Origin of the sequence: Bradyrhizobium xenonodulans (assembly GCF_027594865.1) — a bacterium.
GTDB classification, from domain to species: Bacteria; Pseudomonadota; Alphaproteobacteria; order Rhizobiales; family Xanthobacteraceae; genus Bradyrhizobium; species Bradyrhizobium xenonodulans.
Map to the genome: position 1 here is coordinate 4,406,635 of NZ_CP089391.1, position 17,046 is coordinate 4,423,680.

Genomic DNA, 17,046 nt, shown 5'->3' on the forward strand with positions numbered 1-17,046 from the left:
CAAATGTGGCCGGATTACCGACCCACTATCGCGCGATGAACACTATTCAACCGACCAGCCTTATCAGCCCACAAGTCTTGCGACTGCGTCCGCAGGCGACATGGTCTCGCGTGAGCCGTCACTGCGCTTCTTGATCTCGACCTTGCCCTCGGCCAGTCCCTTCGGCCCGATCATGATCTGCCAGGGAATGCCGATCAGGTCGGCGGCGGCGAATTTGGCCCCGGCGCGCTGGTCGGTGTCGTCATAGAGCACGTCGACGCCCTTGGCGGTGAGCTCGGCATAGAGCTTCTCGCAGGCCGCATCGACCGCGGCATCGCCCTGCTTGAGGTTGAGGATCGACACGCGGAACGGCGCCACCGCCTCCGGCCATTTGATGCCGGCATCGTCATGACAGGCTTCGATGATGGCGCCTAGCAGGCGCGAGACGCCGACACCATAGGAGCCGCCATGGATCGGCACGTCGACGCCGTCGGGCCCAGCCACCAGCGCCTTCATGGCGTCGGAATACTTCGTGCCGAAATAGAATATCTGGCCGACCTCGATGCCGCGGGTATTCACCCGCTTGTCCGCCGGCACTTCCTGCTCGAAGCGTGCGGCGTCGTGGACGTCTTCCGTCGCGGCGTAGACCGAGGTCCACTGCTTGATGATCGGCGTCAGGTCGCTGTCATAATCGACGTCCTCGCCCGGCACCGGCAGGTCCAGCACGTCGCGATTGATGAAAACGCCGGATTCGCCGGTCTCGGCCAGCACGATGAACTCGTGGCTGAGATCGCCGCCGATCGGGCCGGTCTCGGCACGCATCGGGATCGCCTTCAGCCCCATCCGCGCGAAGGTGCGCAAATACGCGACGAACATCTTGTTGTAGGCGACGCGTGCCGCAGCCTCGTTGAGGTCGAACGAGTAAGCGTCCTTCATCAGGAACTCGCGGCCGCGCATCACACCGAAACGCGGACGCTGCTCGTCGCGGAATTTCCATTGAATATGATAGAGATTGAGCGGCAGGTTCTTGTACGACTTGACGTAGGCGCGGAAGATCTCGGTGATCATTTCCTCGTTGGTCGGCCCGTACAGCAGCTCGCGCTTGTGGCGGTCGGCGATGCGCAGCATCTCCGGACCGTAGGCGTCGTAGCGGCCGCTCTCGCGCCAGAGGTCGGCGAGCTGGAGCGTCGGCATCAACAGCTCCAGCGCGCCGGAGCGGTCTTGCTCCTCGCGCACGATCTGCTCGATCTTCTTCAAGACGCGGAAGCCCAGCGGCAGCCAGGCATAGATGCCCGCCGCCTCCTGCCGGATCATCCCGGCGCGGAGCATCAGCCGGTGCGAGACGATCTCCGCCTCTTTCGGATTTTCCTTCAGGATGGGCAGAAAGAACCGCGACAACCGCATGGCAATACTCTGGGAATCAGTGGTGGGTTGCAGTGAAACCGGATTGAGAGCGAAAACACAAGACCGGGAATGAGGAAAAGCCGCTAACGCGGCGGAATTCCTGTCATTTTTCCGTCGACTTCAGATTCAGCTTGAGGTGCCCGGCCGCCAACTACGGTTGCGCCACGTCGAGCTCATCCTCCAGCGCGATCGTCTCGAAATCGGTCACCAGCGCGTCGACCCGCACATGCCAGCGGCCGGCGAAGGGAAGCTCGACCTTGCGCACATGCCAGTAGCCGTCCGGCCCGATCTCCGCGGCGCGTTCCATCGGCTCGATGCCGCGTTCGGGCAGGCTCAGGGTCAGCGTGACCTCCTTGGCCGTGAGCGGCGTCGCATCGCCTGTCATGAGTTGGAGCACGAAATCATCGATACCCGCCTTCCCCGGCGAGACCAGCACCTGGAACATCGCCTTGTCGGTGTGGATATGAATGGCCAGCGGCGTCTCCGGAACGATGGTCCGCGGCGGCGGCGTGAACCGCCAGCCGGCGACGGCGGCGAAGATGGCGAGTGCGATGGCGCACTCAAGCAGGATCGAGCGCCTGAGCGCGGCCGCCGCTTTCTCGTCTCGCGCCAAGCCTGGCGTCAGCCGGAACCGATTGAGCGCGGCAAGCGCCAGCAGCAGGGTGACCAGCGCGAGCTTGATCGCGAGAATGAGCCCGTAACGCGTCTCGACCAGCGCGGACAGCTTTTCGAGCTGGACGATCGCGAGCCCGAGCCCGGTCAATGCCAGCAAGCCAACCGCCGGCGCAGCAATGCGCGAGAAGCGGTTCACGACGGGCAGTGCTGCCGCCGCTTGTTTCGACACCAGCACGGCGAGCGGCACGAGGGCCCCGATCCACAAGGCGACGCCGAGGCCGTGAAGGAAGATCGCAGGTCGCGTCAACATCTCAGGCGGTGCCGTCGCGGCGTGCCCGGTCATCGCGAGCGACAGGCCGACGCCGACGAAGGCGATGACCGCAAGAGCGCGTGCGTACCACGCGCTGCGCAACGCGATCAACGCGAGCAGCATCGCAGCGATGGCAACCAGCAGCGCGGGGCCGGTGCTGGTCGCGAATGCGACCTTCCATGGAGATGCCCTCGCGAGAGCCGCAAGCGGCAGGCCGAGGAGATCGAGACCCAGCGCACCAAGGGACGCCACCGCGCTCGGAAGGCCGATCACGAGCGCTATGCGCGGCACGGTCATACCGGTCATCGACCGCGCCACCCAGCGCGCAAAGAACACGCCGCCGACGCCGACAAACAGCCCGAGATAGAGGCCGACCCGCGCCAGCCAGATCAGCACGTTCAATCCGCCGTCCACATTGGCCGGAGGCTGCGTCCCCGTCGGCATGCCGATCGAGAAAATCACGGATCCCGCGACGGGATGACCATCCTGCGAGATCACGCGATAGCTCACCACCACTGTACCCTGCGGCAGGTCCGGCGGCATCGCGACCGAGATCGTCTCGCCCGATGCGCTGACGCGCGCATCGTCCCGCGCCCTGCCCGCGCCGTCGATCAGCCGGATCGCGCCCGGTGCCACCGCTTCGTTGAAGCGCAGCTCGACCGCCTTCGGCGCGGTCGCAAGCCTGCTGCCGCTCGCCGGCTCGACCGCGACGAGCGCGGCGTGCGCCGACGCCCCGGTCGCGAAGCCGATCACGAGAAGCAGCGTCGCGAGCGCGGCGAGCAGGCGCATCAGGGCTTTGGCAGCAGCTTCACGCCCGGCGCCGGCGACTTGCCTTCGTGCGAATGCCCTGCCCCTTCCGCCGGAATTTCGATCCAGCGGCTGACGCCGGTCTCGCATTCCTGGACGACCGGGAAATACAGCGTCGTGTTCGGCTTCAGGCCGCTGGTGAGGAAGCTGCTGATGACGAACTCGTCGTAATTGTGATCCGGCAGCTTGCCGCCGGACCAGGCCACCTCCTTGACGCCGGAGGAGAGCTTGTTGCCGTGATAGTCGTATTCACCGGCATATTTGCCCTCGACGACGTCGACGCTCCAGCCCGCCTTCGGCATCGGCTTCACCGCGATCACGCCTTCCGGAATCTGCACCCTGATCTTCACCGTGGGCGAGCCGTTGCAGCCGTGCGGCACGGCGAAGACGGCCTTGTAGGAGGAGCCGACGGTCGCCTGCTTGGTCTCGAGCGTGATATGCGCTGCGGCGGGTGACGCAGTGAGCGCGGCAATCAGGAACAGGCAGGATCGCTTCGACATGTTCGGCCCCTTCGACATCGTCACTTGATCAGGATCGGCGATTCAATGCTGACATGATCGGCCTCGGAGATCGAGATCCCGAGACCCAGCATCCAGCGTCCGGACGTCAACTGCGCGACCTTCACATGCCAGCTGTCCTCGCCGTCGCGCGCGGCCTCGACCGGCGCCAGCTTCCTGCCGGTTTGCGTATCCACGAGCGTCACCGACACGGCCTTGGCCGTGAGCGGCGCCTCGTCCGTGGTTTCGAGCTGGATCGCAATCTCGACCGGACCGGCGCGGCCCGGCGAAACGGTGACATTGGCCATCGCCTTCTCGGTGTGCAGATGCGTGAAGAAGCTGTCGTCGTCGGTCGCCGCTGCAAGGGGAGTAGCGCCAACCGACAGCAGCGCGGCCATCGCGAGCGCAAGGCTCGCAAGATTTCGACGCGAGGTCATGGCAGACTTGATCTGTTTCATCACATCTTCATTCCCGAATGATCCGGCATTTTCTTCATCATGTGCCCGCCATCGCCGGGCGCCTGCGCGCCGACGCCCTGCACATCGAGAGCAATCGCGACCTTGCCGGCCTTCTCGAACTGAAGCGTCACCGGCACCTTGTCGCCCTGCTTGAACGCGCCCTTCAGTTCCTGCAGCATCAGATGATAGCCACCGGGCGCGAGCTTCACCGTCTTGCCGGGATCGATCACGAGCCCCTTGTCGAGCGGGCGCATCTTCATCACGCCATTATCCATCGCCATCTCGTGGACCTCGGCCTTGCCAGCGATATCGGCGGACACGCTGATCAGCTTGTCGGCCGTCGTTCCCTTGTTCTCGATGGTGAGATAGCCGCCGGCGACTTTGGCGCCGCCCGGCGTTGCCCGGCTCCAGGCCTGCGAGACGACGAGATCGCCGGCCTTGACGTCCTCTGCCGCCGCTGGTGCCGCGCAGAGTGCGAGAGCGAACGCTGCAAGCAGCACATCTTTCAACATGGTCTTCATATCGGTCTTCCCGTTTTGCAGATTGAACTTCAATGTGTGGAGAGTTGTTGCGCCGTCCATTTTTCGAGATCGACCATCTCGGCCGAACCTTCGATCGTCGTGATGGTCCCGTCCCGGGAGATCAGCATTGTCCGGGGAATGTCGCCCTGCCAGGTGGGATCGATCTCGAATCTCAAACGCTCGACAAAACCGTCGTTGAAGATGAAATTCTCGGTCGACGACAGCCCCGCTTTGTCGAGCATCGCTTGCGTCGCGGCCGGCAGGTTCGGCACGAGGTCCGCGCTGATCGTGACGACGTCGATGCCCGGGTGGTCTTTGGCAAACTGGCCAAGCTGCGGCAACTCGACCTTGCAGGGCCCGCAGGTCACGCCCCAGAAATGCACCAGCGTCGGGCGACCCACATGCCCCCTAAGCACGCTTTGCCACGTGCCACGCTCGAACGGCTTCGGAGCCGGCTGCGCTCCGAGCCCGGCCGCCGATGCGATCAGGATACCCAGACCCAGTAAACCGGCAATTCGACGTCTCATGGCTGGTCCTCGATTGCTGTGAACCGATAGCCATCCGCTTTCGTCATCCATGACAGGTAGGTCTGGCGACCGTTGGAAACGAGCAAGGGGTGATCGGAGGTGTCGGTCGTGCTCGATATCGTCTTCGGCGGCGACCAGGTCTCGCCGTCGTCGCGAGAGATCGTCATCTGGACCGAGGTCTTCTCGCCATCGAACTCCTTCCAGACCATGACCGTTCCCGCTTGGCCCGCGAGCACGAAGGGGCGCGCCGGATTGCGGCCCGGCCGCCCCAGCGGCATGGGTTCGGAGAACGTACGGCCTTCGTCTCGCGAATGCGCGTAGAACAATCCTTTCCGCGCCTTCCCGTTCGTGTACCAGGCGACGTGATAGGTCCCGCTCGGCGCAACCGTGAGGCTCGGCCCGTGGTGTGGGCAGGCGTTGATCTGCCAGTCGTCGTTGCTGACGCGGTGGATTTCACCTGGCGTCGAGATGTCGGTGAAGGTCATGACCGCGTGATCGCGCACGCCGCCGTCAAAAATGTTCCTGAAGATCACGGCCGGCCGCCCCGGCGCCGCGAATGCCAATCCCAACCGGCAGCATTCGCAGGTGCCCTCGCGCGCCAGCCGGGCCTCGGCGTAGGTGGCGCCGCCATCGCGCGACGAGGCAAAGAACAGCCCTGCTCCCTCGTACTTCCGCCCCGTCTCCTTTGCGGGGACGCGATTGCGCTTGTCGAGCCACGCCGTAAAGACCGTTCCGTCCTGATCGAGCGCCAGCGCCTCGAACCGCTGGCTCTCGTTGTTCGCGGTGATGGGCTTGAGCTCCGCGAAGCTCTTCCCGCCGTCGGCCGAGCGCGTGTAGAGCACCTGTCCGTTGAAGGCCTCATCCCTGAAAATCGAGAAGGCGAGCGCAATGCCGCCCTTGCGATCGACCACGATCTTCGGCCGGGCATCCGGTCCCCAATCAAGGTTCAGCCGCATCGTCGGGACCTGGACGGGGACCGAGAAACTGCGCCCCGCATCCTGCGAACTCGCAACCGAGACCTGCCCTCCCGCCATCCAGGCGAGCCACAGCGTTCCGTCCGGCCCGAATGCGGGCGTCGCCGTGGTTGCGCAGCGCAGCGTCGGCTCATCGCACGCCGCTTCCGACGCATGCTGACCGTGCATCTGTCCGAGCGCCGCGCCCTGCAAGAGCGCGAGAGCGACTATCCCGAGCAAGCCGGTTCGGACCATGGCCCTACTCCCTTCGAGAGCCCGGATCATTTGAATGCCACCTTCATACCCGCAACGAACAAGCGCGGCGAGCCCGCGTAGATCGATCCCGTCGTGTTTGCGAGGACGCTCGCAGGATTTTGAATGCCGGCCGCCGTCACCGTGTTGGCGATGTTGTTGGCCGACGCAACGTAGGTGCGGTCGAATACGTTCCTGACTTCGAGGAACAGGTTCAGGGACCTGAAGGTGTCAGACACCAGATCGGTCTTGTAGTGAACGTTCACATTGACCAGCTCATAGCCCGGCGCTTTCAGCAGATTTGCATTGTCCATGTAGAACGAATCCTTCCACTGGACCTCGACGAAGCCTCCGAGACCCGCCAGCGGCCCGGCAAACTCGTCGTAGCCGATCCTGGCCGTCAGCTCGTTGGGCGAGATGCCGGGGATCTTGTTGCCGGCCCGGTTGAAGCTGAACACCGCGCCATTGGTGATGTTCTCGATATATTCGGTGTAGACCTCGTCGAGATAGGTGTACGCCGCCATGAACCGCCAGCCCGGATGGAACTTCCAGTCGGCCGCAAGCTCGATGCCGCGGTGTTCTGAGCGCGGCGCGTTGAACGTATAGCTCGTGTTCGGTGAACCGGCAGGCGTTGCTTGCGATACGAGCTCGTCGCGGAAAAACTCATAGAACCCGGTCGCGCTGACCTTGAGTGTGTTGTTCGGTGTCCAATCGAAGCCGAGATCGTAGCCCAGATTTTTCTGCGCCTGGAGCTGGGTATTGTTACCCGACTGCCCGTTCGCCGTGACGAACAGGTTTGAAACCTGCGGGGTGCCGTACCCTGTAGCAACCCGCCCCCGGACCAGCCATTCGCTGTTGACAGTATAGAGCAAGGCCAGTTCGGGCGCCGTGTTCTGGAATTGCCTGTCAGCAGCCGTGATCTTCAGAGGATCCAGGACGCCCGTCGGACCGGAGTAGCTGTAGGCCGTGTTTGTTCCCTTCAGCACGGTCTGCTCCCAGCCGATGCCGGCGACCGCAAGCAACGCCGGTGTCAGCTTCAGCTCTTCCCGTGCGCGGACACCGTAGTTCGACGTTTCGCTGTAGAGGTTGTTCGTGATCCTGCCGAGCGTCGCGTTGCCTCCCGGCATCACGTTCCGCGTGTCGCTCGACGCGGTCAGGGTGTTGTAGAAGCCGCCGAGGAACGTGGTCGATTCCAGGCCGAGAATCTCGCCCCGCTTGGTGACGTCGCTCATGAAGTTGTAGGAGGGAAAATCGCCGATCGCGCTGGTCGTGCCGGTCGGCTGGCTGATGTTCCTGTCGTCGAAGACGAACTGGTTGCGCCAGGTCGTGGTGTTGTCGAAATCGTGCTCCCAGCGGCCGCCGACGATGGTACGGCGGTCGTTGCGGCCGAGCCCGGCCTGCACGGCTGTCTCTGTGTCGGTGCCTGCGGTCGCATTGAAGCCGTTGTTGAACAGCCTGACCGTGCCGCATCCGGCCGCGGCGGTGACGCCGGTCGCGCAGCCCTGCTGGAAGGGATTTTGATAGTACTGGCTCAGCGACTGCCGGATCGGCAGCCGCGCGCTCAGATCGTTGTTGATGATCTTGACCGTGAAGCGATCGTCCGGCGTCGCCTTGAGAGTGCCGAGAAAGTTGACGGTCTGGGTGTTGAACCAGCTGTTGCCGATATAGCCGTCGCCCCGCGTGTCGCTTGCAAACAGCGAGCCCTCGAAATTGCCGACCTTCTTGCCGGCAGCGAGGTAGTTGTTGAGATAGCCGTAACTGCCGCCATCGAGGCCATATTCGACGCCGTCGATGGTGCCGCCCGGCCGTGTCCGGAAATTGAGCGCGCCGCCGGTGGCATAATTGCCGTAGAGCGCGGACGAAGGTCCGCGGATCACGTCGATGGCACCATAGGCGTGGGGGTCGATCAGGTCACTCCGCGACAGGCCGTCCGGCTGCGTCACTGGGAAACCGTCGTCGAAGATCACGAGATTGCGGATGCCAAAACCGTTCCGGGCGTTGGATCCGCGAATCGAGATGCCGAAATCACGCGGGCCATTCCCCTGCTTGATCGAAATGCCCGGACTGTCCCGCAGGACATCGCTGACCGAGAACGACGGGCGGTTGTCGAACTGGCTGCGATCGATGGTCGTCGCGGTCTGGCCTGCCGGCGCCTGATTGAGACCATCGCGCGCCGCGCCGGCCGTCTGGGCCCTGTTCTGGGGCGATGCGCCGACGCTCGGGGTCGGCGCAACGGGCCTCGCCGCGCGGCCGGCGGAAGCGGAGCGCTGGCGCGAAGGCCGCGTCATTGGTTTGGGCCGGGCGGCCTGCGGCGCCTCAACGGTCACCGCGGGAAGCACGGTGTTGCTGCTTTGGGCAAAGACTCCGCTCGACGACGCAAGCAATGCGGCCTGAACCGCAACGATGCTCACGCCACGGCGGGCATGACAACGTAACATGGGCATTCCTGACGCCGGCTTTCTCTCCGGCCATTCGACAGCATCAATCGCAAGCGGACGGTCCGCAGCGACAGTTGAGGGTCGTCAGGAATTTTGGGGAGGCGCGCGCGCCTGGGCGCTCGTGCCCTTAAAGGCGGAGATCGTCGACCGATCCGCCGCGTGCCACACCACGCGCGCGGCGTGGCGGAAGGGAATGGCGAATGCCGCGTCCGGCGGCGAATCGAGCGACACACTGGCCTGCGCCAGGCAACAGAGCGCGCACGCAGCGCCATGCGCGGTCGGCGTGCCGGTCTGGCCGCCCTGCTCGCTCGCACTATGGCAAATAACGGCGGCAGCCAGCGGATCGGCCACAGCCTGGCCGGCCGCCAAACAGGCGGCGATCGGCGCCAGCACCTGCATCGCCAGGGCGAGCAGGACAACAGGCAGGAATTTTTGCAGCCGCGCGTGCATCCGCCGAGCCATTCGTTCGCCTGCTAACTAAACACCGCGCCGGGCCCAAGTCGAGGTCAGTCCCGCCGCGTCTTTGGTCCAGCACAAATTTCTCGAAAACCGTGGTCGGAGAGACCGTACCCGAGCCGGGGATCCGGCCTTTGAGGCAGGTCAATCCGCCCTCCCATCCACAGATTTCTTATATTTGTCATATGCTTACAAGGTCAGAAGCCCGAACATTTCGTCAATTGCTCGAATTTTGAACATTCGTTGCCGAAAATGATGACAAGTGAGAAAAGTTGATCTAGCATCCCTCTTGCTCAGGCAGGCCGCGAGGTCGAAGTCTGGTGGTCCAAGTCTCGGGAGGAGCCCCTGGCGCGCAAAACGCAGCGTCGCCCCGTCAATCAAGAGCAAATCTTAGAATCGGGGATAATAGGGTCGACACAATTTTCGAGCGGGGCTAGGGCCCCGCTCTTTTTTTGTCTGCATGGCGCCTTCGCAGATGAGCGCTTCGTCTAATCCGATCGAAAACAGCTTCGAACGCGCGGCCTCGCGCTGCGCGGATCTCACGCCGCACGTCTATCGACGTCTGTTCGAGCAGCATCCCGAAACGCAGGCGATGTTCCGCTCGCAGGGGAGCGAGCTCGTCATGGGATCGATGCTCGCGCAGACGATCGAGGCCATTCTCGACTTCGCGGGGACGCGGAGCGGACATTTCCGGCTGATCGCCTGCGAGGTCGCCTCGCACGATGCCTATGGGACTTCGCGCGAGCTCTTCGTCGCCTTCTTTGCCGTCATCAGGGATACGTTGCGCGACCTGCTCGGCGACGAATGGTCGCCGGACATCGCGCGCGCCTGGGACCGGCTGCTCGTCGAGATCGAAGCATTCGCCGCCCTTCAGGCCTGACGCTTTGCGCTGCACCAACAGCCTGCGGCGGCCTGATGTTGATTGCAGATTGAGTGGCATCAACTCTTGTGAGACACTTTCGAGCATCGGTCGCGCAAGCAATGACGCGCCGACGATAAAATTTTATGGGAGCGAGCGATGTCCGGGACCAAAGATTTCTCGACGACGAGGCGCGATCTTCTTCAGGCGGCAGCGACCGCCGGCGCCGCGACTGCCATCCTCGGCAGCATGGGCATAAACCCTGCACTTGCAGCCGAGGTCGGACGCAGCGAGAAGCCGCTGAAGGCGGCGTTCTCCAACGCGGGCCTTCAGGCCACCTGGTGCGCGCAGGGCAAGCAGGCCGCGGAATTCTGGGGCAAGCTGTTCAACGTCGAAGTCACCTGGTTTGACGGCCAGCTCGACGCGGTGAAGCAGCGCGCGGCGATCGACAACATGGCCTCGCAGAAGTGGGACTTCGTCGCGATCCAGGCCTTTGGCATCGGCACCCTCACCCAGCCCGTGCAGAAGATGATCGACGCCGGCACGCCCGTGATCGACATGGACACGCTGATCGCGCCGCTCGACCAGATCAACGTCCACTCCTTCCTCGCCCCCGACAACGAGTTCATGGGCGCTTCGGTGACGCAGGCCCTGTGCAACGCCATGGGCGGCAAGGGCAAGATCATCATGACGCAGGGCGCGCTCGGCCACACCGGGGCACAGGGACGGGCGAAGGGCTTCACCAACGTCGTCAAGCAATTCCCGGGAATCGAGGTGCTCGACACCCAGCCGGCCGACTGGGACGTCTCCAAGACCGCGCGGCTCTGGGAAACCTACCTCACCAAGTACCCGCAGATCGACGCGGCGTTCTTCCACAATGATGACATGGCGCTTGCGGCGGCCAACATCATGAAGGCGCGGGGCCGCACCAACATCCTGATCGGCGGCGTCGATGCCATGCCGCCGGCGATCCAGGCGGTGAGCGAGGGCCGCATGTTCGCGACCGTCCGCAATCCCTCCTGCCGCATCCATGGCGGCGCGATCATCGCGGGCGTCTCCGCCGTGGTCGGCGGCGAGAAGAGCGGACAAGGCATTCCCAAGAACGTCGTCACCGACGGCCCGGTCGTGACCAAGGCCAACGCCGCCGGGATGCAATGGATGCAGGATCACTTCCTGATCTAGTCCTTCATGTCTGAGGTTCATTCGCCCATCCTTGAACTGCAAGGCATCACGAAGAGCTTCGGCGGCGTCGAAGCGCTTCGTGGTGTCGATTTCGCGCTTCTCCCCGGCGAGATCCACGGTCTCGTCGGCGAGAACGGCGCCGGAAAAAGCACGCTGATGAAGATCATCGCCGGCGTGCACAGCGAATTCTCCGGCCGCTTCCTGATCGACGGGAAGGAGACGCATTTCCGTTCGGCCCGCGATGCACACGCGGCGGGCATCGCCATGGTGCATCAGGAGCTCAGCGTCGCGCCCGATCTCACGGTCGCCGAGAACGTGTTCCTGGGCAACCAGCCGACCAACGCCCTCGGCCTCGTGCAATGGCGGCGGATGGCGCGCGAGGCCGGCGAGCAGCTCGCCCGCTTCGGCATCGACGTCGACCCGATGAGCAGGCTCGGGGACCTTCCGATCGGGCTGCAGCAGCTGATCGAGATCGCGCGCGTGCTGTTCTCCGGCGCCCGCATCGTCATCCTGGACGAGCCGACCTCGGCCCTCTCCCCGCCCGAGGTCGAACGACTGTTCGCGACGCTCAAGCGCCTGCGCGAGCAAGGCACGGCCATCGTCTTCATCTCGCATTTCATCGAGGACATTCTTCGCGTGTCGGACACGGTGACGGTGTTCCGTAACGGGCGGAAGGTCGCCGAGACAGCAAGTGCTGCGACCAGCAAGGGCGCGCTGATCGAGGCCATGATCGGCCGCGGCGGCGAAGCGCTCGAGCACAGCTACACCGATGATCTGATGCTGCCGCAGCCGAGCGACAGTTCGGTGGTCCTGAAGGTCGATCAGCTCACGCTGGCGCGCAGCTTGAAGGACATCTGCTTCGAGGCGCGCGCCGGCGAGGTGCTCGGCATCTACGGCTTCATGGGCTGCGGCCAGCAGGAGCTGTCGCGCATCCTGTTCGGCAAGCTGAAACCTGATAGCGGCACGCTCATCGTCGATGGCGCACCAAAGACCTTCGCGAGCACGGCGGCGGCGCGGCGCGCCGGGGTGGCGCTGGTGCCGGAGAGCCGGCGCGACATGCTGTTTCACCAGGAGCCGGTCTACAAGAACATCTCGATCAGCATTCTCGACCGCATCTCGGCGTTGCTGCTCAAGCCGGCGCAGGAGCGCGAGATCGCCCAGCGCCAGGTTGAGCAGTTGCAGATTAGGCCGCCGGTGGTCGGCCTCGACCTCGGCATGCTCTCCGGCGGCAACCAGCAGAAGGTCGCGCTGGCGAAATGGCTGACCTACCCGCCCAAGCTGCTCGTGCTGTGCGAGCCGACGCGCGGCATGGATGTCGGCGCCAAGAACGACGTCATCAACATCGTCCGCGACCTCCGCGCCAAGGGGCTTGCGATCATCGTGCTGTCGACCGAGCCGGAAACGGTGCTGTCGCTGGCCGACCGCATCCTCGTGCTCAAGCGCGGCACCTTGGTGCGGGAATTCAGGAACGAGCCGGTCAGCAAGGACCGCCTGCTGGAAGCGGCGTGACGGAGAAACACCATGGCGAGCAGTGAAACGGTTCCGGCGGCGGGTGCGCGGGCACGGGGGCTTGCCCCCTTCCTGCGCTCGCAGATGCGCAATATCGCGCCGTTCCTGACGCTGATCTTCCTGTCCGCCTTCTTCGCCTTCGCAAGCCCTTCCTTCGCCACGCTCGACAATCTCGGCAACATCCTGACCCAGGTGTCGGTCACGGGCATCATCGCCGTCGGCCTCACCTTCGTGATCCTCTGCGCCGAGATCGACCTCTCGATCGCCAGCATCGCCAACGTCACCGGCATCGCCGTCGCCTACTTCACGCTCCAGGAATCCTACGTCAACATCGCCAACATCCCCCTGCCCGGTGCGGTCGCGATTCTGCTGTCGATCCTGCTCTGCGGCCTGCTCGGCCTCGTCAATGCGCTGGGGCTGACAATGATCGGCATCCCCTCCTTCATCATGACGCTGGCGATGATGCAGATCGCGGCCGGCATCTCGGCGCTGCTGGTACGCGGCCAGATCGCCTACAAGGTCCCGAGCCTGATCACCACGCTCGGCTCGGGCTCGATCGGCGGCATCCCCTGGATCGTCATCGTCGCCGCCATCATGCTGCTCGGCGGCCATCTGGTGCTGACCTACACGCGCTTCGGCCGCTACGTCTACATGGTCGGCGGCAACCGCGAGGCCGCCGAATATGCCGGCCTCAACGTCAAGCTCATCTTGGGTGCGGTGATGGTGATCTCGGCGGTATCCTCGGGCATCGGCGGCATGCTGGGCGTCGCCCATTTCGGCAGCGCGCAGCAGAACGAGTTCGACACGTACCTCCTCGACTCCATCGCCGCCGTCGTCGTCGGCGGCACCAGCCTGTTCGGCGGCCGCGGCGGCATCGGCAACACCATCGTCGGCCTGTTCGTGCTCGGTGTCCTCAACAACGGCCTCGACCACGTCAACATCGACAGCTTCCTGAAGATCCTGATCCGCGGCCTGATCCTGCTCGCGGCGCTGGTGATCAACGTCTACGCGCAGCGCTTACGGGAAAAAGCGGCGGAGTAGACTCTTCCAAAACAAAAACTGCGAAAACAACCCCATGCACAGTAGAAACTGTGAGGAAGTTCAGCGGCTTGCCAAGCCCGTTGTGGCGTGATGGCGACGGTACCGACGTTTTGACTCGTCGGGCAAAACAGGAGCATGATGTCATCGTGGCGGCGCGCGCATCCGTGCAGTTCTCCCAAGACCGCTGAACCATGACCCGTCATCCTGAGGTGCGTAGTGTGCGATGCGGATGCATCGCATGCGGAGCCTCGAAGGATGAACGGTCGGGGTGCCAGCCGGGCCGTCGCCCTTCGAGGGCCGCTGAAGAAGCGGCCACCTCAGGGTGAAGGTGATAGAGCGAAAGTCGCCGCACAGAATGGATCATCGCAACGTGGCGGACTAACTCTCGGCTTTCGTATCCAACGGCAGCCGCGAGAATCGGAAATTGCAGTGGCTCGCGCCGCCCGCCAGCGTCTGTGTTCGTTCGAGGCGGATGCCGCGCCTTGCATAGGCGTCGAAATCGAGCCCGCAAATGTTCGGCAGGATGTCCTTGTCTCCGTGGCGAGCCGCGAATTTGCAGAAGCCGCAAGCCTTGTAGTCGATGCCGAATTCAAAGCTGTCCCCCGTATCAGGCTCGACGAAGTCGTAGACGAAATCCTCCGGAAACTCGTTCTGATGGGCTTCTGTCGCACTTTTCGTCGCCTGCTCACGCAGCAAGGTCTGGTTCTCTGACGACATGAATTGGCGCCCCGAGGCAAGACGTTCGGCTTCGGGCACGGCGAGCAATTGCGCCTTGTACGTTTCCCGCTCGATCTCGCCGATCACGGACAGCCGCACGCCGCGTCGCCGCAGCACACGGCTGATGGCCATGAAGCCCATGAGGCGCATGAAGAAATCGCTCATGCGGCTTGCCGCGCCTCCGACATAGGGCATCTGGGTGAGCACGATCTCGAATTCGTCCATCACCTCCTGCCTGATCCCGGCAACATCGGATAGACGCGTACGTTCGCACAACAACGCTTCGGCGAGGTTGAGGCGATGGCGCATGGCGGCTTCCATGGCACCGCGATGCTGCCCGTAGAAGGGATGGATGGTCTCAGCCATGGGATATCACTGCTCCCTTCGGACTAGTTTGGATCCGCTTCATTCCGCGGCGATCGCCTCGATCTCCAGCAGCCATTTGCTGTCGACGGTTTCAGCGATCATGACCGTCAGCGCGGGTTCGTGTCCCGCGAGCATCTTGCGGCGAACGACACGATTGGCCACGACCTGATCGAGGTCGGTCAGGAACGTCGTGACCTTGACCAGATGCGTGACGCCGAGTCCGGCGGCGGCGAGCACCGCGATGACGTTCTGCCAGGCCTGCTCGCATTGCGCTTCGAAACCCTCAGGCACGCTGCCGTCGGATGTCTCGGGCACCTGTCCGCTGATGAACAGCAGGCGGCGATGCTGACTGAGTTCAAGTCCCATGCTGTAACCACCGGCGGGAGCATGAACAGATGGAGGATTATGAGTGACGATTTGGGCCATGTCAGATTGTCTCCTGCTCGACAAATTCCAGCGCCAGGCCATGCGAGGCCGCGGACGGAACCAGCAACACGGGGCCGGATATCTCGAAATCGACGCCGTTGGCCGTCAACGACCGCCGCGTCGCATCGAGATCGGCGACCGCAAGACGCGCGGCGCAAAAGCGCGGTGAGGCATTGCCGGCCAAGCCCGGCAACCGCCGTGATAGTTCCGCAGGGCCGAGCACAGCAATCCGATCGCCGGTCTTGCCGACGGTGAGCCGCCCGGGCGCAAGCTCGGCTTCGCTGTTCATGAGGCGCTCGAGAAATTCGCGATGCCTCGCCGGCTCCGGCGCCGACATCACGATCTCGATCACGCGTGTGGCCCCGTTGGGGTGGCGCTGATAGTCGGGCTTCCAGAACAATTCCGGCGGGTGACGCTGCTGGCAGGTGAAGAAAGCGATCCCGGGCATGGCCGGGTCGGTGGCGAAGGCCAGTGAAAATTCGACGCGTGCCTTGCGTCCGTCCGGAAGCATCGCGTCGCGGCCAAAATCAAAAGGCGCATAGGCCCCGATATGATCGGTGCTGAAATGCGCCGCATCGGCGTGGGCGTCGGTGCTGTGCAAGGCCAGCATCGACATTCCTTCGCCCCTGGCGACAAAATCCTGGTTGTGGGCGGCGAAGCTGAAGCGGCCCGGAGCGGCGGGCGGCACGGCTGCCGCGTCGGTGACGGCGAGCAGCTCCAGAAAATTGTCGGCGAACATCGCCAGACGATTACTGGTTCCAAACGGATGCACGCCGGTCGGCGTGAGGGTGAAGCCGAGCTTTTGCCAATCCGGCGCAGCCTGCGTCAGATCGCGGACACAAATGACGAGATGATCGAGGCGGCGGGGCATGGTCTCTCCGGTTTGCAGCCGATCGACGTTAACCGGCTGGATCGCACCGGCGCAAAGCATTGTTGCTGCGGTTCAGCGCAAGAAAATCTATTGCAAGGCCACAGCCCATCGGTGTCAAACTGTCGCGCGATGACCTATGCCCTTCCACCACTCAACGCGCTTCGCGCGTTCGAAGCCGCCGCACGGCATCTCAGCTTCAAGCTTGCCGCGCACGAGTTGCACGTGACGCCCGCCGCCGTGGGGCAGCAGGTGAAAGCGCTGGAGGCGCGCCTCGGCGCGCAGCTGTTCGAGCGGCTGCACAAGCAGCTCATCCTGACCGCGGCTGGCCAAGCCTATCTGCCCGGGATATCCGAAGGTTTTCGTCACATCGCGGAGGCGACCTCGCAATTGAAACCAACAGGTGCGGTGCTGCTGCAATTGGGGGTCCATGGCAGCTTCGACCTGCGCCGCCTCGAATTGGCGGAGTTTCGCAGCACCCATGCGGAGATCGGTTTGCGGGTGCTGCAGCCCGCCGGCCTGCACGAGTTGGTCGAGGGCAAGGTCGACCTGCTGATCGCGCGCGGCCTTGGCCGCCATCCGGGCTATCGCTGTGACCGGGTCAATGAGGGATCTGGTCTCGGTGATTGGCTGATTGCGCCCGAGGGCACCGCGGATTGCCCCGAGGTCGTCGGTTTTCGCGCGTGGCTGCGCGCCCTGCCCGTGGAGAACTCGCGCGCAAACCGGCGCCCCCGTCTGGTCGGATGACCTGCAAAAGGACGCGCCCTCCATGCTCGGCGGCCAGTTCCGTCCATCTGGCCGCGAAGCAGGACTGGCAATTGCTCATACCCCTGACATAGACCGTGCGCCTGAGCGGCTGAG

General features: G+C 64.0%; 17 protein-coding genes. 5 read left to right on the plus strand and 12 right to left on the minus strand.

Annotated features, from left to right (window positions below; all coding sequences use genetic code 11):
- Positions 1–63 precede the first annotated feature (63 nt).
- The 9 genes from proS to I3J27_RS20750 form a co-directional block, all read right to left on the minus strand.
- Complete coding sequence (gene proS / locus I3J27_RS20710) at positions 64–1,383, minus strand: proline--tRNA ligase (RefSeq protein ID WP_028153959.1); 1,320 nt, start codon at positions 1,381–1,383, stop codon at positions 64–66.
- A 151-nt stretch (positions 1,384–1,534) separates the two neighbouring features.
- A complete protein-coding gene (locus tag I3J27_RS20715) occupies positions 1,535–3,097 on the minus strand; it encodes a copper resistance CopC/CopD family protein (RefSeq protein WP_270160296.1) in 1,563 nt (520 codons plus the stop codon).
- The gene (locus tag I3J27_RS20720; protein WP_270160297.1) at positions 3,097–3,615 is read right to left on the minus strand and encodes a YcnI family copper-binding membrane protein; all 519 of its coding nucleotides are present in this window, start codon (positions 3,613–3,615) and stop codon (positions 3,097–3,099) included. Before I3J27_RS20720 ends, I3J27_RS20715 begins: the two co-directional genes overlap by 1 nt.
- A 20-nt stretch (positions 3,616–3,635) precedes the next feature.
- A complete protein-coding gene (locus I3J27_RS20725; RefSeq protein ID WP_270160298.1) occupies positions 3,636–4,070 on the minus strand; it encodes a hypothetical protein in 435 nt (144 codons plus the stop codon).
- The gene (locus tag I3J27_RS20730) at positions 4,070–4,591 is read right to left on the minus strand and encodes a copper chaperone PCu(A)C (RefSeq protein WP_270160299.1); all 522 of its coding nucleotides are present in this window, start codon (positions 4,589–4,591) and stop codon (positions 4,070–4,072) included. The genes I3J27_RS20725 and I3J27_RS20730 overlap by 1 nt, the downstream gene beginning before the upstream one ends.
- Before the next feature lie 29 nt (positions 4,592–4,620).
- On the minus strand, positions 4,621–5,118 hold the full coding sequence (locus I3J27_RS20735) for a TlpA family protein disulfide reductase (RefSeq protein WP_270172850.1): 498 nt from the start codon (positions 5,116–5,118) through the stop codon (positions 4,621–4,623).
- On the minus strand, positions 5,115–6,326 hold the full coding sequence (locus I3J27_RS20740) for a sialidase family protein (protein ID WP_270160300.1): 1,212 nt from the start codon (positions 6,324–6,326) through the stop codon (positions 5,115–5,117). Before I3J27_RS20740 ends, I3J27_RS20735 begins: the two co-directional genes overlap by 4 nt.
- Before the next feature lie 26 nt (positions 6,327–6,352).
- On the minus strand, positions 6,353–8,761 hold the full coding sequence (locus tag I3J27_RS20745; RefSeq protein WP_270160301.1) for a TonB-dependent receptor family protein: 2,409 nt from the start codon (positions 8,759–8,761) through the stop codon (positions 6,353–6,355).
- 84 nt (positions 8,762–8,845) lie between these two features.
- Entirely contained in the window at positions 8,846–9,211 is a 366-nt protein-coding gene (locus I3J27_RS20750; RefSeq protein WP_270160302.1) for a DUF2946 domain-containing protein, read from the minus strand.
- Positions 9,212–9,692: 481 nt separating this feature from the next.
- Here I3J27_RS20750 and I3J27_RS20755 point away from each other — a divergent pair, with 481 nt between their 5' ends.
- From I3J27_RS20755 to I3J27_RS20770, 4 genes are all read left to right on the plus strand, one after another.
- Positions 9,693–10,097: a globin gene (locus I3J27_RS20755; protein WP_270160303.1), complete on the plus strand. Its 405-nt coding sequence runs from the start codon at positions 9,693–9,695 to the stop codon at positions 10,095–10,097.
- A 138-nt stretch (positions 10,098–10,235) separates the two neighbouring features.
- Positions 10,236–11,258, plus strand: a complete 1,023-nt coding sequence (locus I3J27_RS20760) for a sugar ABC transporter substrate-binding protein (protein WP_092180990.1) — start codon at positions 10,236–10,238, stop codon at positions 11,256–11,258.
- 6 nt (positions 11,259–11,264) lie between these two features.
- Positions 11,265–12,767, plus strand: a complete 1,503-nt coding sequence (locus I3J27_RS20765; RefSeq protein WP_270160304.1) for a sugar ABC transporter ATP-binding protein — start codon at positions 11,265–11,267, stop codon at positions 12,765–12,767.
- Positions 12,768–12,779: 12 nt separating this feature from the next.
- The gene (locus I3J27_RS20770; protein WP_270160305.1) at positions 12,780–13,808 is read left to right on the plus strand and encodes an ABC transporter permease; all 1,029 of its coding nucleotides are present in this window, start codon (positions 12,780–12,782) and stop codon (positions 13,806–13,808) included.
- Positions 13,809–14,186: 378 nt separating this feature from the next.
- Here I3J27_RS20770 and I3J27_RS20775 read toward each other — a convergent pair whose 3' ends face one another.
- From I3J27_RS20775 to I3J27_RS20785, 3 genes are read right to left on the minus strand one after another with little or no spacing between them, the layout of a single operon-like run.
- Entirely contained in the window at positions 14,187–14,891 is a 705-nt protein-coding gene (locus tag I3J27_RS20775) for an L-2-amino-thiazoline-4-carboxylic acid hydrolase (protein ID WP_270160306.1), read from the minus strand.
- A 39-nt stretch (positions 14,892–14,930) separates the two neighbouring features.
- Complete coding sequence (locus I3J27_RS20780; RefSeq protein WP_270160307.1) at positions 14,931–15,317, minus strand: RidA family protein; 387 nt, start codon at positions 15,315–15,317, stop codon at positions 14,931–14,933.
- Position 15,318: 1 nt separating this feature from the next.
- Positions 15,319–16,188: a VOC family protein gene (locus I3J27_RS20785; RefSeq protein ID WP_270160308.1), complete on the minus strand. Its 870-nt coding sequence runs from the start codon at positions 16,186–16,188 to the stop codon at positions 15,319–15,321.
- Positions 16,189–16,317: 129 nt separating this feature from the next.
- On the opposite strand from I3J27_RS20785, the gene I3J27_RS20790 reads away from it, so the two are divergent.
- Positions 16,318–16,932 (plus strand): LysR family transcriptional regulator, encoded by a 615-nt coding sequence (locus tag I3J27_RS20790; protein ID WP_270172851.1) that lies wholly within the window; start codon positions 16,318–16,320, stop codon positions 16,930–16,932.
- Positions 16,933–17,046: the final 114 nt, after the last annotated feature.